Source organism: Pseudomonas sp. IT-P258, from assembly GCF_949767825.1.
Classification (GTDB): Bacteria; Pseudomonadota; Gammaproteobacteria; order Pseudomonadales; family Pseudomonadaceae; genus Aquipseudomonas; species Aquipseudomonas monachiensis.
The window spans coordinates 46,817-70,437 of sequence record NZ_CATKPU010000011.1; the positions used below are offsets into that span (position 1 = coordinate 46,817).

Below are 23,621 nucleotides of genomic sequence, written 5' to 3' on the forward strand. Positions count from 1 at the left end.
CTCATTGGCGACCGACACTGAAGTCGTGGCCCCAGTGGCTGACCACGGTGCTTTCGAACGGTGTATGGCGGTCCCAGTCGACCACCAGGCCATAGCAGCCGTATTCCAGGTCAAACCCGGACGGGGTCTTGATGTAGAAAGAAATCATCTGGTCGTTGGTGTGCTGGCCGAGGGTGGCCGACAGCTTCACGCCGTTGGCATGAACGCGATCCAGGGCGCGGCCGACTTCGTCCAGCGCGTTGACCTCGACCATCATGTGCACGCAACCGTGGGGCATCGGGCACTCGAAAATCGCCAGCGAGTGGTGGCGGCCGTTGTTGCAGTGCAGGAAGTGAATACGCTTTTGCGGTTCGGCCGGGTCCGGGGTGAAGCGGACTTTCATCAGGTCCGACAGGCCGAAACCCATCACCTGCTCGTAGAAGTCGCGGCAGCGTTCGAAGGCCGGGGCTGGCAGTACGACGTGGCCCATGCCGAGGTCGTTGGTGACAAAACCTTTGACGCCCACCGGCGAGACGAAACGGGCGAAATCCTGCAACGGGCCCCAGAAAATTTCGTGGCGATTGCCATCCGGGTCGCTGAAGTGCACCAGTTCCTGGACCTTGCGCAGTTCCGCTTCGGCGGCGGTGCCACGGATCACTTGCACGTCGGCCTGCTGCAACTCGCTGACCGCCTGTTCCAGCGCCGCCTTGCCGGCCACCTCCCAACCGCAGGCACCGAAACCGTTCTCGGCGTTCTTCTGCACGAGGATGCGGTAATGACGCTCGTCCATTTTCAGGTACAGACGCTCATCATCGCCGCTGACCATCATGCCCAACACCTGGCTTGCGTAGTGGCGCCATTGCGCCAGGTCGCTGGACAGCAGGGTGACGTAACCCAGACCACGGATATCCATGGATGCACTCCTCGTTTTTCTCAGGCCGTGCCGCCCTTCGGCTGGTGCCGGGGGAGACTTTATGTAGGGGCTATTCAAACGGGTTCGGGGAGGGGCAACATCGTCCAATGGGACTAGCGGAAAACAGGCAGAACGCAATCGCTACTCTCGCGGATCGACTTGATCGAGCACGCGGTTCGCGGTGATCTCAGCCAGCATGACGCTATTGGAAATACCCAGCAGCGCATTACGGTCACCGCCCTCCAGATGATCCACCAGTTGATGCACCATCACATCGACCGAGGCCAGGGTCTCGACCAGATAGACCACCAGGGTTTCGGTCGTGGCCCCGGGGTCGACGCTGAACAGCGTGCTGATGGTTCGAGGGGTGGCTTTGATGTCGGCGGTCTAGGGGAAGTGGTAAGCGAGGGCACGCTCGGCGGCTTCGTTGAGTTTTTTTGAATCGGGTTCGTACGGGGATGCTGGATCGGTGTCCGACGGGTTTGGTGTGACTTTGAACATATCTCAGGTTCCTAATGATGTGCCAACCTCCTGCTGCTAAACGAAGAGGGTGGCAGCTGCACGCAGGTTAGCAGACCGGGGAACCTAAGAAGCCGGCGCGCCCAAGGGCGCCCTGCGTACAGCCACCATCAAAATACAGGCACAAAACCTGACTGATAGAAGCGTCGTACGACTTAGGTTATACCCGAGCTGCTAAACCCGATCACTGATGAGCAGTGACGCGAATCAAGTTACCGAGGGGCTCCAAGGCGCACAAGCCGGCGGATTCTGGCGTACCTGTAGGCAACGACGCAAGGCGCTGTAGCTTTCAAGACGTTAATCCGACAGGCATTAAACAACCCTCACTAACACCTTTGTAGGAGCTGCCGAAGGCTGCGATCTTTTGATTTTGTTTTTCCAGATCAAGATCAAAAGATCGCAGCCTTCGGCAGCTCCTACGGGGATGGTCTGAAATATCTGAGGCATAAAAAAACGGGCCTTGGGGACCCGTTGGAAAAGTTGGCCTGACGTCCGTGCCTGGCCTGAAAAAATGAGGCATTGGGGCATGACACTGAACCTGTGGGAGCGGGCTTGCCCGCGAAGGCGATCTGTCAGCCAACTGAAATGTTGAATGTAATGCCCTCATCGCGGGCAAGCCCGCTCCCACAGGGATGGAGTTGTTCGACGCCCTGTGCTTTCCGTTATCCCTTGCGGAAATGCGGAATCACCTTCTCGCCAATGTTCTTCAAGGTCTCCAGTTGTGCCCACTGCGGCACGGTGCCCATCTGGCAGATGAACAGAATTTCGTCGGCGCCGGCATCGATCAGGCGCTGCACGTAGCCGATGCAATCCTCGACGGTGCCGTAGGCGTGGTTCGGGTTCATCATGGCCATGGTCGGGTCGGAGAAGTCGACGCTGACTTCTTCGGAGGCGAAGCGCGACTTGATCACGCTCTGGCCGTTGCCATCGACGAAGGTGTCGTCTTTCCACTTCTCCGGGTCCGGACGTTCGCCGCCGCCGTACCAGTAGCCCAGGGACTCCATGAAGTAGCGCTGGCCACGGATACCGATGCGACGCGCTTCTTCGTTGTCGTCCAGCACGATGGCCGGGCACAGCGCGGCAATGTGGCGATTAGGACGGAAGCCCACTTGCTTCTTCTCATCGCGGTTGTCGTAGGCCGTGTGATACACCTCGACCTTCTTGGCGATTTCTTCCGGGCCACCGAAGCCCAGCACCAGCGCGCCCATGCCACGACCACCGGCATTCTTCAGCGACTCGGTGTTGGTGCACGCCAGGTACATCGGCGGGTGCGGATCCTGGTACGGCTTTGGATGGATCGGGCGCTTGGGGATCTGCACGAAGTCGCCGTTGTGCTCGATCTCGTCCTGCACGAACATTTTCGGGATCAGGTACATCATCTCGTCGATCTGCGGCTGCAAGGTCGCCAGGTCGTAGCCGAAGGTGCCGGCTTCCTGCTGGGTGCCGCCCTTGCCCACGCCAAAGTGCACACGGCCCTTGGACAGCAGGTCGAGGGTGGCGATGCGCTCGGCGACTTTTACCGGGTGGTTCATCGCCGGCGGCAGGCAGACCACGCCGTGGCCGATGCCGATGCGCTCGGTTTTACCGGCCACGAAAGCCAGCATGGTTTCCGGCGCGGACATGTGCGAGTAGTTGCTCAGCGCGGTGTGTTCCACGCACCAGAAGGTGTCGAAACCGAGCTTGTCGGCGAGCACGGCCTGTTCGACGGTGTCCTCGAAAATCTTGCGGTCGCCTTCGCGGCTGGAGTCCACCGTCTGGGCTTCGTAAATCAGGGAAAATTTCATGGTTGATCCTTGTGCTTATTTGGATGCGCAATCGGCGCCGTAGACCATCGCCTTACCGCCAATGCTCGTGCATCGGCGGGGCGCTCGAATCACGCAAACGGACTAGCCGATTTGTAGGGCAGCGTCAGAGGAAAAAGTCGCTGCTGTCCTGGCCCATGCTCACGCCGCCAAGGTTCCAGGCGTACTTGGCCGGGCTGTTGGCAACGTGGGCGCGACCGGTGTGAATGTCGCGGAACGCACGGTTGATCGGATGGCTGCGGAAGATCGTCGAAGCACCGCTGTTGAACATCAGGTCGCCAACGGCCTTGGCGCACTTGTCGGCCACCAGCGCCGAGTCGTAACGCATCTTCACCCGCTCGGGCATGCTCAACGGCTCGCCCTTCTGCGCGCGCTCGAGCATCAGGGCGAAGTTGCGATGCAGCACGGTCTTGCACTCGTCGACGCAGACCATCGCATTGGCCAGCGACGATTGCGCGGCCGGGTCCTGGACCATCTTGCGACCGTCATTGACTCCGACCCGGGCACGGTTGTGCTCGACAAACTGATCCACCGCGCCTTGCAGGGCACCGATGGCCGAGGACGAAACAGCACGCACGAATATCTGCCCGAACGGCAGGCGGAACAGGGGCGCAGTGTTCACCTCGTTGCCCGGACTGTTCTGCATGAAACCGTCGAACGCGCGATGGGTGCGGTACTCGGGCACGAAAGCGTTTTCCACCAGGATGTCGTGGGAACCGGTGGCTTCCAGGCCCATGACGTTCCAGTTATCGAGAATCTGGTAGTCGCTGCGCGGCACCAGGAACGTCCGGTAATCCGGCGCCCCACCCGCCTCTGCCGACGGCACCAGCGCACCGAGGAACGCCCAGTCGCAATGCTTGCTGCCGGAAGAAAAGCCCCAGCGTCCGCTCAACTTGAAGCCACCCTCGACCCGCTCGACCTTGCCCACCGGCATATAGGAAGAGGAGATCAGCACGCTGGAGTCGCTACCCCAGACATCCTGGGCCGCGCGGTCGTCGAACAGCGCCAGTTGCCAGTTGTGGATCGCCACCACCCCCAGTACCCAGGCCGAAGACATGCAGCCTTCGGCGAGCGTCATCTGCACGTCGAAGAAGTCCTTGGGCTCCAGTTCATAGCCTTCCCAGCGCGATGGCTGAAGGATGCGAAAGAACCCGGCGTCGTGGAAATCCTTCAGGGTTTCTTCAGGCAACTGGCCTGCTTGCGCGGCATTCAGGGCGCGTTCACGCAGGATCGGCACCAACTCGCGGGCACGTTGGCTCAGACGCTGGCGAATCAGGTCTTGGTTGAGCATTTTTATTGTTCTCCTTTGTTCACCCCGTCCGCCGGGGCGCGCGTACAACGGGGCGGGTGTAGCGCCCCTACACTGGCATTCAAACAATGCGCAACGCTGGAGACATCCCTCAAACGGACCATGTGGGATTGGGGAACTGGTCTCTGGGGGGTGAATCAGAAAGTGATGTGTTGGCTGGCAGGCCGTCTTCGCGGGCAGGCCCACATGAGCCCCCTGTTTTACTCGGGACTTGTGGCCACTGAAGATCCCTTTGGGAGCGAGCTTGGTCCGGGCGGCGTTCCGACGATGGCTTTGTGTCAGGCGACGAGTGTTTTGTGGGTGTACATATCCATTGCTGCGGTCACGGCCACTTAGGGTTCCGCCCTTACGGCGGGTCACTTTGGAAAAGCCCCAAAGTAACCAAAGGGCTCTTGCCCCTGACATTCGGTGCCATCGGCCATCCATGGCCGGGGGCGGCTAACCCGGCATCCATGCCGGGTTGCCCACTGCGCAGAACCTCCACTCGGCCTCACGAGGGGGCGTGTACCGCAACAGCGCCCGAGGCGGCCTACCGGCCGGCCTGTTCACGGGTTTCGTTCGTCTGGGAGGTACCTGGTCGGCTGGCAGGCCGCTATCGTCGGAACGCCGCCCGGACCAAGCTCGCTCCCACAGGTGCTGAGTCTGTAAGGAATTGGTCGGCTGGCAGGCCGCCATCGTCGGAACGCCGCCCGGACCAAGCTCGCTCCCACAGAAAAGCAAAAGCAGAGCGGCGTACACCCACGCTTCTCACCACTCATCAGGCCGAGCGTTAGCTCGCCTGCAGCTCTTGATCTTGATCCACCCGCCCCCTCGGCAGGCTGAGTGGAGGTGTTCATCCGGGGATTGGCGCGCAGCGCCGTTCGACGCAGTCGAACTCATTGCATGTAGGTCGAAGCGAAGCCGACCGGAGGGCAATGCCCCCGGATGAATACCGCAGCGAAGGAACGCCGAGCCTCAGCGAGGGGCCGTACGTAAGGGGCGAGACTTTTTGGTTCCTTTTGTGTCGTTTGACAAAAGGGACTCGCCGTAAGGGCGAAACCGCCAGCCGCCGTTACCGAAGAAACGGATATGTACACAACCCAAACCACCAGCCTGGTCGGCCCAGAGGCCGCCAAGGCCTAGTCCCCTCGGACGATGCCCCAGACAAGAGCCAGAGCAAGAATCCATCGCACTCCCCAACCAACAAAAAGGCCCAGTGCGATGAACGACGTCAATCTCAAAGCCGACATGCTCCAGGCCATGCGCCGCCTGGCCAAGTCAGTCACCATTATCAGCACCAGCAACGGCTCCGAACGCTTCGCCATGGCCGCCACCGCGGTCGACTCCCTGAGCACCGAGCCGCCATCACTGCTGATCTGCGTCAACAAGACCGCCTCGCCCCACGCCGCACTGGCGACCGGTGCCGACTTCTGCGTCAACATCCTCGGCGTCGAACAACAAGACCTGGCCAACCTGTGCAGCGGCGCGATCAAGGGCGAAGCGCGCTTCGACCGTGGCAACTGGCTGACCAGCCCCGGCGGCATTCCTTACCTGGGTGACGCACAGTCGGCGATCCTCTGCCGCCAGGACGGCCACTTCAGCTACGGCACCCACACCGTGTTCATCGGGCGCATCCTGCAGATCCACACCACTGATGCCATCACCCCGCTGGTCTACCTCGACGGCAGCTACACCACCACCGCCAAACCCGCACCTTCTCTCGCTGCTGCTGGCTGAGGCCCGAACATGGACAGCCTGAACCGGTTGACGGCGTTGCGAGTGAACAGCGCCGACCAGTTGCCATGGGATGACCGTTGCGACTTGCTGATCGTCGGGTTTGGCGGTGCCGGCGCCTGTGCCGCCATCGAAGCCAGCACTCGCGGCCTGTCGGTACTCGCACTGGATCGCTTCGAAGGCGGCGGCGCCACGGCACTCAGCGGCGGCGTGGTGTATGCCGGCGGTGGCACGCCGTATCAACGACAGGCTGGCTATGAAGACAGCAGCGAGGCCATGTTCAATTACCTGCGTCAGGAAGTCGGCGAAGCGATCAGCCACGCGACGTTGCGCAACTTCTGCGAAGGCAGCCGCGAGCAACTGGCCTGGCTGGAGCGCCAAGGCGCGGCCTTCGAAGCCAGCGTGCCGCCGCACAAGACCTCGTACCCGAGCGACCAGTACTACCTCTATTACTCCGGCAACGAAGCCGTGCCGGCTTATGCCGCCAGCGCCAAGCCGGCGCCCCGTGGCCACCGCACCAAAGGCCCGGGCATGTCCGGCGCCAGCCTGTTCGCCCCGCTCAAGGCCAGCGCCTTGCGTAATGGCGCGCGCCTGCGCAGCCAGTGCGAAGTGCGGCGACTGGTGCTCGACCTCGACGACAAGGTCCTCGGTGTCGAAGCCTGGCAGTTGCCGTCGGGTAGCCGCGCCGCCAGACAACATGCCCGTCTGTCGCGCTGGGCCGCCGCCATTCATATGTACGCTCCGGCGTTGGCCGACCGCTTGCGCGCCCGTCAGCGCTGCATCGAACAGGCCAGCGCCATTCGCCAATTGATTCGTGCCGAACAGGCGGTGTTGCTGAGCAGCGGCGGCTTTATCTTCAATCGCGATCTGGTTCGCCAACACGCGCCGCAGTACCTGGCGGGTCTGCCGCTAGGCGCCACCGGGTGTAATGGCAGCGGCATCGCCCTGGGCCAAAGCGCCGGTGGCAGCGTGGCGCGAATGGAAAAGGTCAGCGCCTGGCGCTTCATCAATCCACCACTGGCCTGGGCTCGCGGACTGATCGTCAATGCTCGCGGGCAACGTTACGCCAACGAAGAAATCTACGGCGCGACCCTCGGCCACGCCATGGTCGAAGAACAGGACGGCCGCGCCATTCTGATTCTCAATCAGGCGCTGGTTCTAGAAGCACTCAGTCAGGTCGGCCCCGGCAAAGTGTGGAATTTCCAGCGCCTGCCAGTGCTGCTCAACCTGTTGTTCAACGCCAAGCGCAGCACCAGTCTGGCCGGGTTGGCCAAACGCTGCAGCCTGCCGCCGGAACTGCTGCGCCAGAGCGTCGAACGCTATTCCCGCGCGGCACGGGGTGAGGTCGCCGACGAGTTCGGCAAATCCGCCGCGATGCTCGCCAACCTCGAACAAGGCCCGTGGTACGCCCTCGACCTGTCCTTCGACAGCAAACTTTTCCCCTGCCCGGTCATCACCCTGGGCGGGCTGAAGGTCTGCGAGGACAGCGGTCGGGTACTGGACCACACCGGCCAGCCAATAAACGGTCTCTACAGCGCCGGCCGCAATGCGGTCGGGGTCGCGTCCAACCTGTACGTCTCCGGCCTGTCCCTGGCCGACTGTATTTATTCCGGTCGCCGGGCTGCCGCCCACGTGGCCGACCAATTCGCACTTCAAACCGCACGATCAGGAGAACAACAATGCAACGTGTAGAAGGCAAAGTCTGCATCATCACCGGCGCCGCCAGCGGCATCGGTCGCGAAGACGCCCTGCTGCTGGCCCGCGAAGGCGCCAAAGTAGTACTGACCGACCTCAACGAAGAGGCTGGTCGCCAGGTGGCCGCGGAAATCGGCGCCAACGCGCTGTTCATACGCCACGACATCGCCAGCGAAAGCGATTGGCAGCACGTCGTTAAAACCACCGTCGAACACTTCGGCCGCCTCGACGTGCTGGTCAACAACGCCGCGATCCTGGCCCTGGGCAGCATCGAAGACACCACGCTGGAGCTGTGGCAGAAGGTGCAGAAGATCAACGGCGAAGGCTACTTCCTCGGCTGCAAGTACGCGATCCAGGCGATGAAGGAAACCGGCGGCGGGTCGATCATCAACATGTCGTCGGTGGCCGCGTTGGGCGCGATGCCGATGTTCTGCGCTTATTCGGCGTCCAAAGGCGCGGTGGCGGCGATGACCCGTTCCATTGCCCTGCACTGCAAGCAGCAGGGTTACCGCATCCGCTGCAACAGCGTGCACCCCGATGGCGTGAACACGCCGATGACCCAGGCCCTGGCCGGTGGTCAGCCAATCCCGCAGGAAGCGCTGGACCAGGACCCGATGAACCGCATGGCCGCTCCGCGGGACATTGCCAACGTGGTGCTGTTCCTCGCCGCCGACGAGTCGCGATTCGTCAACGGTGCCGAGATCCGCGTCGACAATGCGCAACTGATCAGCGGGCTCTGAGGCCGAGGTGAACATGGGCACGCAACAGCAGAACCTGACCCCGGCCGAACACACGACGGCAAGCGTCTCATTGCAAGTGTGCGCGGTGATCGACGAGACCGCCGATGCGCGCTCGCTGGTGCTGGACATACCGCCAACCCTGCGTGAGCGCTTTCGCTACAAACCGGGCCAGTTCCTGAGTTTTCGCGTGCCCTTGGCCGGCAAACTGCTGACCCGCTGCTACTCCATGGCCAGCTCGCCCCTCGCGGACGCGCTGCCCAAGGTCACGGTGAAACGGGTCGACGGCGGCCGGGTGTCGAACTGGATGAACGAAGTGCAGGTCGGCGACTGGCTGGAAGTATTGCCACCGGCCGGGTTGTTCTGCCTGGACCCGCAGACGGACACCGAAAAACCCCTGGTCCTGTTCGGGGGCGGTTCGGGCATCACCCCGGTGTTTTCCATTCTCAAATCGGTGCTGCACAGCAGCCGGCGGCCGATCAAGTTGATCTACGCCAACCGCGATGAGGCGTCGGTGATTTTCAAGGACGAGCTGTGCCGGTTGATCAAGGCGCATCCTGATCAACTGCACGTGGTGCACGTCCTCGATTCGGTGCAGGGTTTCCTGACGGACCATCAGGTCCGTCATCTGCTGCGCGGATCGGCCGGTGGCGAGTACTTCATCTGCGGGCCGGGACCGTTCATGGACACCGTGGAGCGCACGCTGCTGGCACTGGGCGAAGCGGCCGAGCGGATCCACGTCGAACGTTTCGTCTCGCCACCGGACCCCGACGAGCTGCTGGCCGAAGAAGCTGTGGCACGGGCTGCAGCCATGGATTCGCAGTGCGAAGCGCTGATCGTCGAACTCGATGGCCAGCAACACGAGATTGCCTGCCAGCCCGGCGACACCCTGCTGCAAAGTTGCAAGGCGGCGGGCCTGGACGTGCCGTCGTCCTGTGAAGAGGGTTTTTGCGGGGCGTGCATGTGCGTGGTCAAGGAAGGCGAAATCCAATTGGCGCGCAACGACGTGTTGAGCGCCAAGGAACTGACCGATGGCTGGACACTGGCCTGCCAGAGCCGACCTACCGGTGCCCGGGTACGCCTGAAATTCCCCGATTGAGGCTACACCTGCCCCTGTAGGAGCTGCCGCAGGCTGCGATCTTTTGATCTTGCTTCTGAAAAATCAAAAGATCGCAGCCTGCGGCAGCTCCTACAGGGAACGTGCGTTCATTTGCGATCAGGCCGATTGAGGCGCTCTGTCGCCATAGTCTCAACGGACGATCATGTCCGGCCCGGTCTGCGGTTAGACTCGGCCCAAGCATTAGCCCACAACAATAAAAGAGGTGCAGTTATGGCTCGTTTGCAGAATAAGGTCGCGGTAGTCACCGGCGGCGCTTCGGGTATCGGTCTGGCCTGTGTACGCCGTTTCGCCGACGAAGGCGCGCAAGTGATCGGGCTGGACATCGGCAGCGCACCGGCTGACTTTCCCGGCCTGTTCATGACCCTGGACGTGCGCGACGAAGCGCAGGTGCAGCAGGTCATGCAAGAAGTCATCAGCCGCTTCGGGCGCATCGACGTACTGGTCAACGCCGCCGGCGTCGCCGACCAGGGCAGCGTGACCCAGACCACCACCGCCAACTGGCAACGAGTGATGGACATCAACCTGACCGGCAGCATGCTCACCAGCAAGTACGCGCTGGCGTCGATGGTTGAACAACGCAATGGCTCGATCATCAACGTCGGTTCGATCTTCGGCCTGCAAGGCTGCGACGGCAACGTGGCCTACAACGTGTCCAAGGGCGGCATCAACCAGCTGACCCGCTCGATGGCCATCGACTACGGCTACGCCAACATTCGCGTCAACGGCCTGTGCCCGGGCCTGATCGAAACGCCGATGACCAGCATGGTCCGTGACAATGACGCGTTCCACGCGTTTTTCGCTTCGCAACACATGCTCAGCCGCTCCGGGCAGCCGGAAGAAGTGGCCAACGTCGCGCTGTTCCTGGCCTCGGACGAAGCGTCCTTTGTCAGCGGCCAGATGATCGCCGTGGACGGTGGTTTCTCCGCCGGTCGCCGTTTCGCCCCGCCCGCCCAGTAATTCGTTATCCGGCCGGGCGCCCTGCCCGGCCTACTCCCTTTTTCGCAACTGTCTTCTAACCGGGGAGGCCCCATGCCGCCTGTCGCCACCGCACTGACCATCGCTCAACTGTTCGCCAACGCTGCCCAGGCCTACGGCGACCGCCCGGCCATCGAGGACGCGGGCCACGTCATCAGCTACCGACAACTGGACCAACTGCGTCGCCAGGCTGCCCGCGCACTGCTGGCCCTCGATGTACAGGTCGGGGACCGCGTGGCGATCTGGGCGCCCAACGTGTGGGAATGGATCGTCGCCGCCGGCGCCCTGCAAAGTGTCGGCGCCGCCCTGGTGCCACTCAACACCCGAATGAAGGGGAGTGAGGCCGGCTACATCCTGCGCGAAAGCGGCACCTGCGTGCTGTTTGCCATCGGCGAATTCCTTGGCGCGGACTACCCCGGCATGCTGGCGTCGGAAGACCTGCCTGAGCTGCGCCACATTGTCAGCCTGCGCAGTGCCAATCCGGGCACCCTGGCTTGGGAACGGTTCATGGATCTGGCGGCCGACGTGCCACACCTGGCCCTGCGCACCCGCGAACAGAGCGTTGGCCCACAGGCCTTGTCCGACGTGCTGTTCACCTCGGGCACCACCGGCAAACCCAAAGGCGTAATGACCAGCCACGGCCAGAACCTGCGCATCGTGCGCGACTGGAGCGATATCGTCGGCTTGCGCGAGAGCGATCGCTACCTGATCGTCAATCCGTTCTTCCACTCCTTCGGCTACAAGGCCGGTTGGCTGGCCGCCTTGATGCGTGGCTGCACCCTCCTGCCGCAGCAAGTGTTCGACGTGCAGGCCGTGCTCGAATGCGTGCAGCGCGAACGCATCACCGTATTGCCAGGGCCGCCGACGTTGTATCAATCGTTGCTGGCCCATCCGCAACGCAGTGCCTTCGACCTGAGTTCCTTGCGCGTGGCGGTGACCGGGGCAGCGGCGATCCCCGTGGAGATGATCCACCGCATGCGCGACGAACTGGGCTTCGCGACCATCGTCACCGCCTATGGCCTGACGGAAGTCTGCGGTTTCGCCACGATCTGCCGCGCCGGCGACTCCGCGGAACGGGTCGCCAACACCAGTGGCCGGGCGATGCCGGGGGTAGAAGTACGCTGTGTCGGCAACAACGGCCGCAGCCAGCCGGCGAACATTCCCGGTGAAGTGCAGATTCGCGGCTACAACCTGATGCAGGGCTATCTGAACAACCCCGAAGCCAGCCAGGAGATTCTCGACGCCGACGGCTGGCTGCACACCGGTGACATCGGCATGCTCGACGAACAGGGTTACCTGCGCATCACCGACCGCCTCAAGGACATGTTCATCACCGGCGGCTTCAATGTGTACCCGGCGGAGATCGAACAGTGCCTGCTGACCTATCCGGGCGTGGCCCAGGCAGCGGTGATCGGTATTCCTGACGAGCGCATGGGTGAAGTGGCGATGGCGTTCCTGCTGCCTGCTCCCGGGATGGAAATCGAACAGGTGCGGTTCCTCGCCTGGTGCCGTGAGCAGATGGCCAACTACAAGGTACCGCGCCGGGTGCAGGTGCTGCAGAGCATGCCGATCAATGCGGCGGGCAAAGTGACCAAGAATGTGTTGCGCGAGTGGGCACTTCAGCCAGTCAATTAAGACCGGGGCCTCAAAAAAGATCGCAGCCTTCGGCAGCTCCTACTGGTGTACACCGATCCCTGTAGGAGCTGCCGAAGGCTGCGATCTTTTGCTTGTTTCAGACCACCCGCGCCGGATGCTGCTGGCGCGGGTCGCCGAGCATGGCACGGTGGGACGGTGGCTGGCGGCCTTCGGCTTCGCTGATGCCGTAGCCAGGGGCGATTTCGGCGGTGATCAGGGTCTGCCCGGACAACGCCATCAACTGCGGATCATTGAGCAAGGCATGAATCACCCGCCCGTTGAATTGCGGGGTTTCGGCGTGGGCCAGGAATGCCTGGTACTGCTCTCCATGCTGCTCGCCGGCAATCTTCGTGCGTTCGGTCAGTTGCGGGCCGAGCCACAGCGACAACGCCGCCACGCCCTGCCCCTCAAAATCGATGGCCATGTCCGCTGCCAGCTTGTCGACCCCGGCCTTTTGCGCGCCGTACGCCGGGCCATGCATGTAGCAGCCGGCGCCGAATGACGAGGTAAAGCAGATCAGCCCCTGGGCACTTTTCAGCAACAACGGCGCGGCGTAGAAGCTGGCGATGTAGGCCGAACGCAGACCGACGTCGAGAATGCGCACCAGCTCCAGCGGCTTGGCCCAGAACGGCCCTGGCTCGATCAACCGGTCATGGATGAACGCGGCGTTGTTCACCAGCAGATCCAGATGCCCGCACTCGTCTTCCACACGGCTGAACAGCGCCTGAACCTGCGCGTCATCGGCGTGATCACAGACCACCGCGATACCGCGCCCACCGGCGGCGGTGATCGCCGCGGCGGTGTCCGCAAGCGAACCGCGCAAGGCATGCCCGTACAAATTCGATCCGCCCTGCGCCGGGGCACGACCGGTGACATACACCGTCATGCCCGTCGCCCCGAGGGCCAGGGCAATGCCCTGCCCGACTCCGCGACTGGCACCGGTCACTACGGCGATCAGTGGATGCTGGTTGTTCATTCGACACTCCCGAACAAGGTTTTCGCCGAAGCGGTTTCGCTCTGGCGCTTGATGTGATTGGCGGCCAGGTAACCGAAGGTCATGGCCGGGCCGATGGTCGAACCGGCACCCGGATAGGTGCGGCCCATCATCGAGGCGGCGCTGTTGCCGATGGCGTACAGGCCGTTGATCGGTTCGCCGTCTTCATGCAACACGCGGGCGTGCACATCGGTCAGCAGGCCACCCTTGGTGCCGATGTCGCCGGCGTCGATGCGCACGGCGTAGAACGGCCCTTTGAGCAACGGCGCCAGGCACGGATTGGGTTGCACGTTCGGGTCGCCGTAGTAGCGGTCGAACAGCGATTCGCCCTTGTGGAAATCCTCGTCGACGCCCTCCACGGCCATGCCGTTGAAACGCTGCACGGTGCGCATCAACCCCCCAGCGTCGACGCCGATTTTCGTCGCCAGTTCTTCCAGGCTCGACGCCTTGTGGAAGTAATCACGCAAATGCTCGGGCAACTGCCAATCGCGCTGGGCATAGCCCGGCAACAAGGCGCCACACGGGTATTTGCGGCGGAACTCGGCGTCGAACACCATCCAGCACGGCACGCTCGCGGCGCCTTCGCGGTTGTTGGCGTACATCGCGTAAACGATATCGGTATAGGGCGCGGCTTCGTTGACGAAACGCTCCCCCGCCGCGTTGACCATCACGCACCCCGGAAGAGTGCGTTCAACGAACAGCGCACGCTGTTTTTCTTCACCCTTGACGTAGGTGGTCGGCGCCCACCAGCTGTGCTCCATCAACGCGGTCCGCGCACCAAGGGCCTGGCCGGCGCGGATGCCGTCGCCGGTATTGTTGGGCGGCGTAGCACTCCAGTTCGCCCGGGACGGCTGCGGCAGGTACTGCTCGCGCATCGCCTGGTTCCGCTCGAAACCACCGGCGGCGATGATCACCCCATAGCGTGCCTTGACGTTGAGCAACTGACCGTTGCGATTGACCCGCGCCCCACCAACCCGGTCACCGACCAGCAGCAGTTCTTCCAGCGCACAGTTGAGCCACAGCGACTTGCCGCGATCCTGCAACGAACAGCGCAAGGCACCGATCAAGGCATTGCCCAGGGTCAGGAAACGATCGCGGCGGGACAAGCGCCGGCCTTCGCGGTCCTTCCAATAACGCCACATCACCCGCAGGGTCAGGCGCAACCAGCCGGTGCCACGGCACAGCAGCACTTGCGCCTCTTTCATGGTCATCGCCATGCGCCCCATCATCAGGGTGCCAGGGGACGGTGCGCGCATGCGCAAGAATTCTTCTCCGAGTTCGGCGGCATCGAACGGTTGTGGATCCATCGAGCGATAGCCCGGTTTTCCGCCCTCGACTTCCGGGTAGTAATCGGCATAGCGCGGTTGCGCCTCGAAGCGCACGCGGGTGTGTTGTTCCAGGTACTCGACCATCTCCCGGCCATGCTCGACATAGGCTTCGATACGCCCGTCGTCGATCTCGCCATGGGTCACCGCGCGGATGTAGGCAATCGCTTCGGCCGCCGAATCACTGCCGCCGATCGCATTGATCCGGTGGTTGTTGGGGATCCAGATGCCGCCGCCGGACACCGCCGAGGTGCCGCCGTACTCGCCGCTCTTTTCGATCAGCAGCGCATTGAGGCCCAGGTCGTGGGCGCGCAGCGCAGCGGTCATGCCTCCGGCCCCAGAGCCAATCACCAACACATCACAGCACTCGTCCCATTTGATCCCGGCAGCGTTCATGCGATCACCCTTGTTCAGCGCCCATCAGGCAGAAACCGCCACCGCCGGATCTTCGCCCGGTGCAGTCGGTCTCGGGATTGTTCGCCGCGCGCGCCGGGTGTTCATCGTCCGATAAGACTAAGGCCAGGCCTGCTGCCACCCCGTACAAATCGCTTAGTCCGCTTGGACGATGTTGCGCGCAAGTCGTGACTCCATAGTCGCCCACAACACCAATCCCCCCTGAAATGCAGGTCGGGCAGGTCTGACCTGGGCCATGAGGACGACATGATAAAAACAATAATCGCCCCACCAACACAGCACACTCGCACACAGCTTGTTCTATTGATGCTGGCTGGCGGACTTAGCGCTCACGTTAACGCCATGAGCTTTCAGCCAAGCGAAGACTTGAGCATCGACTGGGACACCACACTGACGTACAGCCTCGCCTGGCGGACCGAATCTCGCGATCACAAATTGACCGCCAATGCTAACGGCAACGACGGCGACAACGCGTTCGATAAAGGCAGCCTGATCAACAACCGCAGTGGCTTTCTCACCGAAGCCAACATCAAGTGGCAAGACGACTACGGCGTGTTCGTGCGGGCGACGGGCTTCTACGACAACGTCTACGATCAGGACAACGACAACACCACCGGCACTTCCAACTGCTTCGCCGGCGGCCATTGCAGCAAGCCTGACCGCTTCTCCCAGGACACCATCGACCAGCACCGCAATGAACTGCGCATGCTCGATTACTACGCCTATGGCACCTGGGACCTGAGCGGCCATGCCTTCAACGCGCGCCTGGGTAACCAGGTGGTGAGCTGGGGTGAGAGCCTGTTCTATCCGGGCATTTCCGCGGCCCAGAGCCCGGTGGACGCGACCAAGGCGACCACCCCGGGCGTCGAGGTCAAGGAAATCCTGCTGCCGGTCGGCCAACTGTTCACCCAGTTCGCCCTGACCGAAAGCCTGGGTATCCAGGCCTACTACCAATACAAGTGGGAAAAGACCGAGCTGTTCGGCGTGGGTAGCTACTTCTCCACCACCGACTTCATCGACGAGGGCGGCTTCAACGACGCCTCCGGTTTCGTCACCCGTATGAAGGACGACAAGCCGAGCGACAGCGGCCAGTACGGTGTGGCCTTCACCTACGCCGCCGAGTCGTTGAACAACACCGAGTTCGGCCTCTTCTACTCGCGTTATCACGACAAAACGCCGTCACTGGATTTCGCGACGAACCTGGGCCGCTACCAGGTGCGCTACTTCGACAACATCGACCTGTTCGGCGCGAGCTTCGCCACCGTGCTGGGCGACGTCAGCTGGGCCGGTGAAGTCAGCTACCGCGACGGCACGCCGGTGATGGTCGACAACGGCTTCTCCAGCCCCGTGCGTGGCAAGACCGTGCAAGCGCAAACGTCGATGATCTACGTGCTCGGCCCGACCGCCTTCGCCGACAACACCAGCCTGACCGGCGAGTTGGTCTACAACACTGTGGTCAGCAACGACAAGTCGCAGCCGGTGACCCTGGCACCGGGCTTCGCGCTGCCGGGAACCGACAGCCTGGTCTATGACCGCGATGCCTGGGGCTACACGGTGCAGGCGAACTTTGACTACAACGACGTGTTCAGCGGATGGGACATGTCGGTGCCTGTCACCTTCAGCGCCGCCGCCCACGGCGACAGCTCGATGGTCGGCTCGATCAACGCCGGCCAGAACGATAACCGCGCCAGCATCGGCAGCTCGTGGCGCTACCTGGGCAACTTCACCGTCGAGGCCCGCTACAACGCCTACCTCGGCAGCGCCAACAACAGCCCGTTGGCCGATCGCGACAACGTCGCGCTCAACTTCAAGTACCGGTTCTGATTCCCCAATCGGAGGAGCACAGCATGTCCAGATTCACCCAAACATTATTGAGCACCGCGCTGACCGTCGGCCTGCTCGGCAGCGGCCTGGCCTACGCCAAGGTCAGCCCCGAAGAAGCCGCACGCCTGGGCCAGGACCTGACCCCGATGGGCGCCGAAAAGGCCGGCAACGCCGACGGCAGCATTCCGGCCTGGTCCGGCAAATGGCTCGGCCTGCCGCCAGGCCTCAAGTTTGACGGCCCCGGCACGCCATACCCGGACCCCTATGCAGCGGAAAAACCGTTGTTCGTGATCGACTCCAAGAACATGGACAAGTACGCCGACAACCTCACCGATGGCCAGAAGGCGCTGCTCAAACGCTACCCCGACACCTTCAAGATCCCGGTGTACCCGAGCCACCGCGACTTCCGCGTTGACCCGAAACTGGTCGAGGCGGTCAAGCACAACGCAGTCAACGCCGAGTTGGCCAACGACAACAACGACACGAAAAACGCCTGGGCCGGTTCGCCGTTCCCGATTCCAAAAAACGGCAGCGAGTTGATGTTCAACCACACCCTCGCCGGCCGTGCCGCCGCCGAAGAGGCCAACTACCGGCAGGCCGTGGTGTACTCCAACAAGGAGCGAGTGCTCGAAGAGGTCAACTACAAGATTTTCTCGATCTGGTCCAACCCGGACAGAACCCTGGAGACATCCAACGGCATCCTCACCAACTTCCTGATCACCACGCTGGAACCGGTGCGCAAGAAAGGTGAAATCGTCGTCGGGCACGAGTTCATCAACCCGACCGCCTCCCCGCGCCAGGCCTGGCAGTACAGCCCCGGTCAACGCCGGGTACGTCGCGCACCGACCGTGGGCTACGACTCGCCGACCGGCGCGGGAGGTTTTCGCGTGTACGACGAAGACCGTTTGTTCAACGGTGCACCGGATCGCTACAACTGGACCATCGTCGGCAAAAAGGAAATCTACATTCCTTATCACAACTACAAGATCGATGACCCGAGCGTAAGTACCGATCAGATTCTGGCCACCACCGGTCATATCGATCCGCAGTACATGCGCTATGAAAAACACCGCGTCTGGGTGCTGCAAGCCACCCTCAAGGAAGGTGCCCGCCACGTGTACGCCAAGCGTGTGATGTACCTGGACGAGGACACCTGGGCCGCGACCCTGGCCGACAATTACGACAGCCGTGGCCAATTGTGGCGTACCAACATGCAGACCTCGATCTACGCCTACGAGATGCAGCGCTACCACGCTCGCCTCGGGATCTACCACGACCTGATCGCCGGCTCGTATCTGGTTGACCGGATGCTGATCGATCAGAAACCGGCCAAGCTCAACGCCACCGCCTTCACCGAAGACGAATTCACCCCTGGCAACCTGCGCAAACTCGGCACCCGCTAAACTCACAACGCCCCGACCGAATCATTCGGTCGGGGCGTTGTGCTTTGTAAAATCCGCTCCTTCCACGGAAGACTGCACCATGAACAAACTCCTCACCGGCATCATCGCCATGGCCAGCGTTGGCCTGTCGCTGCAAGCCAACGCCCTGAACATCCTGCTGACCAACGACGATGGTTGCCGCGCGCCCGGCATCGACGCGATGTACCGCGCCCTGACTGCTGCCGGGCATAAAGTCACCCTGGTCGGCCCGTTGAACGACAGCAGCGGCATCAGCGCCGCCAGCGTGGTCGTACCCGGGCAGACCCTGGCGGTGACCGAACTGGCGCCGGGCCGGTTTTGTGTCGGCCCGCCGGAAGGCTACACCCCGCCCGCCGGCAAGACCTCTGCCATCGGCACGCCGGTGGATGCGGTGAATGTCGGCCTCGACGTGATCCTCAAGGATTCGCCGCCTGACCTGGTGGTGTCCGGCAGCAACTTCGGCGAAAACGTGGGCCCGCTGACGCAGATGTCCGGCACCCTCAACGCTGCCGTGCGCGCCATGTTCAAGGGGATTCCGGCGGTGGCGGTGTCCACGGCCATCGACATGGACCTGATCATCCGCGACCAGCAGGCCGGTTATCGCAAGACGTTGGGCGCGATGGATGACACGGCGCGCTTTGCCGTGAAGGTCATCGAACAGGCGAGCCAGGCCGGTACTGAGGCCAGACAGGCCTGCGCCAGGAACAAACATCAGTGTGATTTGAACGTGCTCGGCCTGCCCGGTGTCAGCGGCTTGAACCTCAACTACCCACCCCTGAAACCCGAAGATGTCAAAGACGTAAGCTTTGCGCCGATCGGCAACTGGGACCGCGTGAACTTCACCTCACAGCGCGGCGCCGACGGCGTGGTCCACGTTAACCTGGCCCCACCGCCGACACCCACCGAAGCCCAGCAACAGGCCGATGCCTATCAACTGTGGCAAGGCCACGCGGTGGTCACCGTGATCGACGGCAACATGACCGCGCCGCAGGCGATGCAGGATCAGGCGAAAAGGATATTGCGAGGCATCAAGCCTTAAGCCAACCCGGAACCTGTGGAAAATACAAACATGTGGCGAGGGAGCTTGCTCCCGCTCGGGCGCGAAGCGGCCGTAAGATTTTTACGACTGCTGCGCAGCCGAACGGGAGCAAGCTCCCTCGCCACAGGTGTATGTCAATTCAAGTCACGATTGAAACGGCACGAACTCCGTCACTTCCAGATCAAACCCGGAAACAGCGGTGTACGGCACCGGCGAGCTCATCAGGCGCATTTTGCGCACGTTCTGGTCCCGCAGGATCTGCGCGCCGATGCCCAGGGTCCGTTGCGGAAACTGTGGTGCCCGGTGCTTGCCTCCACTGCGCTGACGCAGTTGTTCGAGCACGCCCTCGGCGGATTCTTTTTGCGCCAGCAGCACCAGCACACCGCTACCGGCCGCCGCGATACTGGCCAGCGAACGCTCCAGGGTCCACTGCTGCGGCCCGCCTTCATTTTCACACCCAAGAACGTCACGCAACGTCTCGATGCTTTGCACCCGCACCAGCGCCGGTTGCGTGCTGTCGATCCGGCCCTTGACCAACGCCAGGTGCAGCGAGCCCTGGTAGGTGTCCTGATAGGTGGTCACCTGGAACTCGCCGTGGCGGGTTTGCAACGGATATTCGCCGCCGCGTTCGATCGTGCCTTCATGCAGGATGCGATAGTGAATCAGGTCGGCAATGGTGCCGATCCGCAAGCCATGGCGTTGGGCGAAGTCATGCAGCTCGGCACCACGGGCCAGTTCGCCGTCCTCGTTGAGGATGCCCACCAGGGTAGCCGCCGGCTGCAACCCCGCCAGTCGCGTCAGGTCGCAAGCGGCCTCGACATGGCCGGCCCGCTGCATCACGCCACCGGGCAAGGCTTGCACCGGGAAGATATGCCCCGGTTGCACCAGGTCCGTCGGAACGCTGGCCGGGTCGACCGCCACCAGGATCGACCGCGCCCGGTCCGCTGCCGAGATGCCCGTGGACACCCCGGTGGCGGCTTCGATCGAGCGGGTAAAACCCACGCCATGTTGCGCCCGGGAGTTGGGCACCATCAGGTCCAGGCCCAGTGCGCGGCAGCGCTGCTCGGTCAGGGCCAGGCAAATCAGCCCGCGTGCCTGCACCGCCATGAAGGTGACAGCCTCGGCCCCGGCCTGTTCGGCGGCCATCAGCAACGAGCCTTCGCCGTTGTGTTCATCGTCGGTGATCACCACCATCCGACCGGCGCCGATGGCCTCGATCAGTTGCGGCACCGTGTTGAAAGCCAGGTCGTTCATTTGAGTGCCCCGCGCAGGTCGGCCGCCGCATCGGACAAGGCCTGTGCCGCCCCTTCGACGAATGCCGCCATGCTGATAAAGCCGTGGATCATGCCGTCACAACGCTGTACGCGCACAGGTACGCCGGCCTCGCGCAAGCACTCGGCCATTGCCTCGCCTTCATCGCGCAACGGATCGAATTCGGCGGTAATCAGGGTCGTTGGCGGCAATCCCGCCAGGCTCTCGGCGCGCAACGGCGAGGCCAATGGATCCTCCACCTGCCCGACATCTTGCAGATACTGCTGCCAGAACCAGCGCATCATCCCGGCGGAAAGCAGATAGCTCTGGGCAAAGTCTTCGAAGGACTGACTGTCGCAACCGGCGTCAGTGACCGGATAAAACAGGCACTGATAACTGATCTTCGGCCCCTGGCGTCGTGCCGCCAACTGACTGACCGCCAGCGCCAGATTGCCCCCGGCGCTGTCCCCGGCCACAGCCAGCCTGCTGCCATCGACGCGCAGTTCAGCTGCGTGCTCGACCAGCCAGCAAGTGGCCGCATAACAATCGAGAGGTGCAGCCGGAAACTTGCTTTCCGGCGCCAGTCGGTAGGCGACTGACACCACCACCGCCTCGGTCTGGCGGGCCAGCGAGCGGCAGAGATTGTCGTGGGTATCGAGGTTGCCCATGACAAATCCGCCGCCATGGAAAAACACCAGCAACGGCAGGTCGGGTTCTTCCGATGGCCGGTACAGCCGTGCGTCCAGTTCACCGTCCGCGCCGGCCACCCGCAGGTCGCGCACTTCGCTCATCGGTTCGCCGGGCATGGCCGGCAGCAGGTTGTCGGAGAACTGCCGGTATTGAGCCGCATCGACCTGGCTGAAATCGGGCTCCGGGATGTCGCGAAACTGCTGTAGCACTCCTGCGATCTGCTTATCGAGCGGCATGGGCATCGTCCTCTACGTCGGCCATTTGAAACTGCGGATTGGTCTCGCCCAGGATGCTTTGTACCCGGCGCTCAAGGGCCGGCTTGAAACCCTTGTGGGGCAGGATCCAGAAGCGTTTTTGCGCGACGGCGGCGAACACTTGCGCGGCCAGTTCCGCCGGGGTCATACCCTGGCGAATGGTGCTGTCGAGCAGCTGGCTGAAGTCGGATCCGGCGCTGTCCACCACCTGGTTCGACGCCATGATTTCACTGGCCACCGGTCCCGGGCACAGCACCGAAACCGACACCGGCGCACCGATCATGGCGAGTTCGTAATGCAGGGTTTCCGAGAGCGCAACCACCGCCTGCTTGGTCACGTTGTATGGCGCCATCAGCGGGCTGCTGACCAGCCCGGCAAGGGATGCCGTGTTGATCACATGGGCGGCCCGGCCCTGGCTGAGCAACAACGGCACGAAACTGCGAATGCCGTTGATCACGCCGTTGAGGTTGACGTCGAGCATGCGCTGCCATTGCGCCTCGGTAATTTCCCAGCTGAAGCCGGTTTGCATCACCCCGGCGTTGTTGAACAGCAGGTCGACCCCGCCAAAGTGCTCGACAGCCCGGTCACGCAAGCGCTCGACCTGCTTCACATCACCGACATCGGTGACGCAGGCAATCGCTTGCACACCACTGGCCGTCAATTCATCGCACAGGGTTTGCAAGCCCGCTGCATCCCGATCCGCCAGCACCAGGCGCATGCCCAGCGACGCCGCGTGTTCGGCCAGGCCACGGCCAATACCACTGGCGGCTCCGGTAATCACCGCTACCGGCCCTTGTTCATTACTCATCGCCAACTCCTGCCATGGGTCTAATGGCGCCAGTAGAGCGGGCCTACTTGAAGCAGCCATCGTCCATTCAGACGATGCCCGCTTTTACAGGGGCGGCAGAATCCGTTACATGCGCCAACCCCGTGATCCCTTGGGAGAATAATAAGATGAGTACCCTGCACCGCATCGAAGCCAAACTGCTGGAAGACCGCTACGCCCGTGGCTGGCATTGCCTGGGCCTGGCCGCGCAATACCGCGACGGCAAGGCCCACCGCCTGGAGGTGTTCGGCACCCGTCTGGTGGCGTTCCAGGGTGAAGACGGCGATCTGCATATTCTTGATGGCTACTGCCCGCACATGGGCGCCGACCTGAGCACCGGTTGCGTTGAAGGCAACTCGATCCGCTGCCCCTTCCACGCCTGGCGCTGGGGCGCCGATGGCGTGTGCGATGACATCCCTTATGCCAAGCGCATCCCGCCACGGGCCAGGATCAAGAGCTGGCCGATCATGGAAGAGAACCAACTGCTGTTCGTCTGGAACGACCCCGAAGGCAACCCGCCGCTGCCGGAACAACGCATTCCGCGCATCGACGCCTGCTACAGCGACGAATGGGCGGAGTGGGAAGTCGCCGAACTGCAGATTGGCACCAACTGCCGCGAACTGATCGACAACATCGCCGACATGGCGCACTTCGGCACCGTCCATGGCGCGCCGGTCGACGAGTTCATCAACATTTTCCAGGGCCACCTGGCCACCCAGATCATGCGCGCCCGCAGTGAGCGCCTGTCCGGTGACAGCGTGCTGACCACCGAAGCCACCTATTTCGGCCCGGCCTATCAGATCACCGAAATGAACGGCGCCATGAACGGCCAGCCAATCCATTCGATCCTGCTCAACTGTCACGTGCCGATTGACCTCGACAGCTTCACCCTGCGCTACGGCGTGCTGGTGAAGAAGATCCCGGGGCTCAGCGAAGAGCAGAACCAGGCAATGGCCAAGGCCTACGTGGCGCAAGCGCAGGCAGCCTTCTACGAAGACGTGGCCATCTGGCACAGCAAGACCCGCGTCGACAACCCGCTGCTGTGTGACGGCGACGGTCCGGTCTATCAGTTGCGCCGTTGGTACGAGCAGTTCTACACCGACGTCCAGGCGCTGTCGGCGGACGTTGCCGAACACAAGAAGTTTGTCGTGCGCGCCAGCGAACGGGTCTGACATCAGCGGCTTTT

General features: G+C 62.8%; 18 protein-coding genes and 1 pseudogene. 10 read left to right on the plus strand and 9 right to left on the minus strand.

Translation table 11 applies throughout. The features are described from left to right. Nucleotide 1: 1 nt before the first annotated feature. The 4 genes and pseudogenes from ACM6G4_RS00245 to ACM6G4_RS00260 form a co-directional block, all read right to left on the minus strand. Nucleotides 2-892 (minus strand): VOC family protein, encoded by an 891-nt coding sequence (locus tag ACM6G4_RS00245; RefSeq protein ID WP_414912746.1) that lies wholly within the window; start codon nt 890-892, stop codon nt 2-4. A 141-nt stretch (nt 893-1,033) separates the two neighbouring features. Then, nucleotides 1,034-1,393: pseudogene (locus ACM6G4_RS00250) on the minus strand (DUF6124 family protein). 680 nt (nt 1,394-2,073) lie between these two features. After that, nucleotides 2,074-3,195: an LLM class flavin-dependent oxidoreductase gene (locus ACM6G4_RS00255; RefSeq protein WP_116581264.1), complete on the minus strand. Its 1,122-nt coding sequence runs from the start codon at nt 3,193-3,195 to the stop codon at nt 2,074-2,076. Between the two features lie 124 nt (nt 3,196-3,319). Further along, complete coding sequence (locus ACM6G4_RS00260; protein WP_409078867.1) at nt 3,320-4,504, minus strand: flavin-dependent monooxygenase; 1,185 nt, start codon at nt 4,502-4,504, stop codon at nt 3,320-3,322. 1,218 nt (nt 4,505-5,722) lie between these two features. Between ACM6G4_RS00260 and ACM6G4_RS00265 the strand changes: the two genes are divergently transcribed. The 6 genes from ACM6G4_RS00265 to ACM6G4_RS00290 all read left to right on the plus strand — a co-directional run bounded on the left by ACM6G4_RS00265 (nt 5,723) and on the right by ACM6G4_RS00290 (nt 12,397). Continuing rightward, a complete protein-coding gene (locus ACM6G4_RS00265; protein WP_046042741.1) occupies nt 5,723-6,238 on the plus strand; it encodes a flavin reductase family protein in 516 nt (171 codons plus the stop codon). Between the two features lie 9 nt (nt 6,239-6,247). Next, nucleotides 6,248-7,927 (plus strand): FAD-binding protein, encoded by a 1,680-nt coding sequence (locus ACM6G4_RS00270; RefSeq protein WP_414912747.1) that lies wholly within the window; start codon nt 6,248-6,250, stop codon nt 7,925-7,927. After that, nucleotides 7,915-8,670 (plus strand): glucose 1-dehydrogenase, encoded by a 756-nt coding sequence (locus ACM6G4_RS00275; RefSeq protein ID WP_056722377.1) that lies wholly within the window; start codon nt 7,915-7,917, stop codon nt 8,668-8,670. Before ACM6G4_RS00270 ends, ACM6G4_RS00275 begins: the two co-directional genes overlap by 13 nt. A 13-nt stretch (nt 8,671-8,683) precedes the next feature. Beyond that, nucleotides 8,684-9,766, plus strand: coding sequence for a 2Fe-2S iron-sulfur cluster-binding protein (locus ACM6G4_RS00280; protein WP_414912748.1), 1,083 nt, complete (start codon nt 8,684-8,686; stop codon nt 9,764-9,766). A 231-nt stretch (nt 9,767-9,997) separates the two neighbouring features. After that, a complete protein-coding gene (locus ACM6G4_RS00285; RefSeq protein WP_414912749.1) occupies nt 9,998-10,744 on the plus strand; it encodes an SDR family NAD(P)-dependent oxidoreductase in 747 nt (248 codons plus the stop codon). Between the two features lie 72 nt (nt 10,745-10,816). Next, nucleotides 10,817-12,397, plus strand: a complete 1,581-nt coding sequence (locus ACM6G4_RS00290; protein ID WP_056722382.1) for a FadD3 family acyl-CoA ligase — start codon at nt 10,817-10,819, stop codon at nt 12,395-12,397. A 97-nt stretch (nt 12,398-12,494) separates the two neighbouring features. Here the strand turns inward: ACM6G4_RS00290 and ACM6G4_RS00295 are convergent, their stop codons facing one another. Both ACM6G4_RS00295 and ACM6G4_RS00300 read right to left on the minus strand, forming a co-directional pair. Beyond that, nucleotides 12,495-13,373 carry an SDR family NAD(P)-dependent oxidoreductase gene (locus tag ACM6G4_RS00295; protein WP_414912750.1) on the minus strand — a complete coding sequence of 293 codons (879 nt, stop codon included), beginning with the start codon at nt 13,371-13,373 and terminating at the stop codon, nt 12,495-12,497. Beyond that, nucleotides 13,370-15,112: an FAD-binding protein gene (locus tag ACM6G4_RS00300; RefSeq protein WP_414912751.1), complete on the minus strand. Its 1,743-nt coding sequence runs from the start codon at nt 15,110-15,112 to the stop codon at nt 13,370-13,372. Before ACM6G4_RS00300 ends, ACM6G4_RS00295 begins: the two co-directional genes overlap by 4 nt. A 264-nt stretch (nt 15,113-15,376) precedes the next feature. On the opposite strand from ACM6G4_RS00300, the gene ACM6G4_RS00305 reads away from it, so the two are divergent. The 3 genes from ACM6G4_RS00305 to surE all read left to right on the plus strand — a co-directional run bounded on the left by ACM6G4_RS00305 (nt 15,377) and on the right by surE (nt 19,414). Further along, nucleotides 15,377-16,954 carry a DUF1302 domain-containing protein gene (locus ACM6G4_RS00305; protein ID WP_414912752.1) on the plus strand — a complete coding sequence of 526 codons (1,578 nt, stop codon included), beginning with the start codon at nt 15,377-15,379 and terminating at the stop codon, nt 16,952-16,954. Between the two features lie 23 nt (nt 16,955-16,977). Further along, on the plus strand, nt 16,978-18,357 hold the full coding sequence (locus ACM6G4_RS00310; protein ID WP_160389981.1) for a DUF1329 domain-containing protein: 1,380 nt from the start codon (nt 16,978-16,980) through the stop codon (nt 18,355-18,357). Between the two features lie 79 nt (nt 18,358-18,436). Then, entirely contained in the window at nt 18,437-19,414 is a 978-nt protein-coding gene (gene surE / locus ACM6G4_RS00315; protein WP_414912753.1) for a 5'/3'-nucleotidase SurE, read from the plus strand. Between the two features lie 144 nt (nt 19,415-19,558). On the opposite strand, the gene ACM6G4_RS00320 is transcribed toward surE, so the two are convergent. Genes ACM6G4_RS00320 through ACM6G4_RS00330 form a run of 3 tightly spaced genes read right to left on the minus strand, consistent with a single transcriptional unit; the run spans nt 19,559 to nt 22,417 of the window. Then, nucleotides 19,559-20,668 (minus strand): 3,4-dihydroxy-2-butanone-4-phosphate synthase, encoded by a 1,110-nt coding sequence (locus tag ACM6G4_RS00320; protein ID WP_414912754.1) that lies wholly within the window; start codon nt 20,666-20,668, stop codon nt 19,559-19,561. Continuing rightward, entirely contained in the window at nt 20,665-21,591 is a 927-nt protein-coding gene (locus ACM6G4_RS00325) for an alpha/beta hydrolase (RefSeq protein WP_414912755.1), read from the minus strand. The genes ACM6G4_RS00320 and ACM6G4_RS00325 overlap by 4 nt, the downstream gene beginning before the upstream one ends. Next, nucleotides 21,578-22,417 (minus strand): SDR family NAD(P)-dependent oxidoreductase, encoded by an 840-nt coding sequence (locus ACM6G4_RS00330; RefSeq protein WP_414912756.1) that lies wholly within the window; start codon nt 22,415-22,417, stop codon nt 21,578-21,580. Before ACM6G4_RS00330 ends, ACM6G4_RS00325 begins: the two co-directional genes overlap by 14 nt. Nucleotides 22,418-22,563: 146 nt before the next feature. Here ACM6G4_RS00330 and ACM6G4_RS00335 point away from each other — a divergent pair, with 146 nt between their 5' ends. Next, on the plus strand, nt 22,564-23,607 hold the full coding sequence (locus ACM6G4_RS00335) for a Rieske 2Fe-2S domain-containing protein (RefSeq protein WP_056722408.1): 1,044 nt from the start codon (nt 22,564-22,566) through the stop codon (nt 23,605-23,607). Nucleotides 23,608-23,621 lie beyond the last annotated feature (14 nt).

Excerpts from the sequence above, each read along its gene's own strand:
- ACM6G4_RS00245 (WP_414912746.1), bottom strand. The coding sequence starts at position 892 with ATGGATATCCGTGGTCTGGGTTACGTCACCCTGCTGTCCAGCGACCTG.
- ACM6G4_RS00255 (WP_116581264.1), bottom strand. The coding sequence starts at position 3,195 with ATGAAATTTTCCCTGATTTACGAAGCCCAGACGGTGGACTCCAGCCGC.
- ACM6G4_RS00260 (WP_409078867.1), bottom strand. The coding sequence starts at position 4,504 with ATGCTCAACCAAGACCTGATTCGCCAGCGTCTGAGCCAACGTGCCCGC.
- ACM6G4_RS00265 (WP_046042741.1), top strand. The coding sequence starts at position 5,723 with ATGAACGACGTCAATCTCAAAGCCGACATGCTCCAGGCCATGCGCCGC.
- ACM6G4_RS00270 (WP_414912747.1), top strand. The coding sequence starts at position 6,248 with ATGGACAGCCTGAACCGGTTGACGGCGTTGCGAGTGAACAGCGCCGAC.
- ACM6G4_RS00275 (WP_056722377.1), top strand. The coding sequence starts at position 7,915 with ATGCAACGTGTAGAAGGCAAAGTCTGCATCATCACCGGCGCCGCCAGC.
- ACM6G4_RS00280 (WP_414912748.1), top strand. The coding sequence starts at position 8,684 with ATGGGCACGCAACAGCAGAACCTGACCCCGGCCGAACACACGACGGCA.
- ACM6G4_RS00285 (WP_414912749.1), top strand. The coding sequence starts at position 9,998 with ATGGCTCGTTTGCAGAATAAGGTCGCGGTAGTCACCGGCGGCGCTTCG.
- ACM6G4_RS00290 (WP_056722382.1), top strand. The coding sequence starts at position 10,817 with ATGCCGCCTGTCGCCACCGCACTGACCATCGCTCAACTGTTCGCCAAC.
- ACM6G4_RS00295 (WP_414912750.1), bottom strand. The coding sequence starts at position 13,373 with ATGAACAACCAGCATCCACTGATCGCCGTAGTGACCGGTGCCAGTCGC.
- ACM6G4_RS00300 (WP_414912751.1), bottom strand. The coding sequence starts at position 15,112 with ATGAACGCTGCCGGGATCAAATGGGACGAGTGCTGTGATGTGTTGGTG.
- ACM6G4_RS00305 (WP_414912752.1), top strand. The coding sequence starts at position 15,377 with ATGATAAAAACAATAATCGCCCCACCAACACAGCACACTCGCACACAG.
- ACM6G4_RS00310 (WP_160389981.1), top strand. The coding sequence starts at position 16,978 with ATGTCCAGATTCACCCAAACATTATTGAGCACCGCGCTGACCGTCGGC.
- surE (WP_414912753.1), top strand. The coding sequence starts at position 18,437 with ATGAACAAACTCCTCACCGGCATCATCGCCATGGCCAGCGTTGGCCTG.
- ACM6G4_RS00320 (WP_414912754.1), bottom strand. The coding sequence starts at position 20,668 with ATGAACGACCTGGCTTTCAACACGGTGCCGCAACTGATCGAGGCCATC.
- ACM6G4_RS00325 (WP_414912755.1), bottom strand. The coding sequence starts at position 21,591 with ATGCCGCTCGATAAGCAGATCGCAGGAGTGCTACAGCAGTTTCGCGAC.
- ACM6G4_RS00330 (WP_414912756.1), bottom strand. The coding sequence starts at position 22,417 with ATGAGTAATGAACAAGGGCCGGTAGCGGTGATTACCGGAGCCGCCAGT.
- ACM6G4_RS00335 (WP_056722408.1), top strand. The coding sequence starts at position 22,564 with ATGAGTACCCTGCACCGCATCGAAGCCAAACTGCTGGAAGACCGCTAC.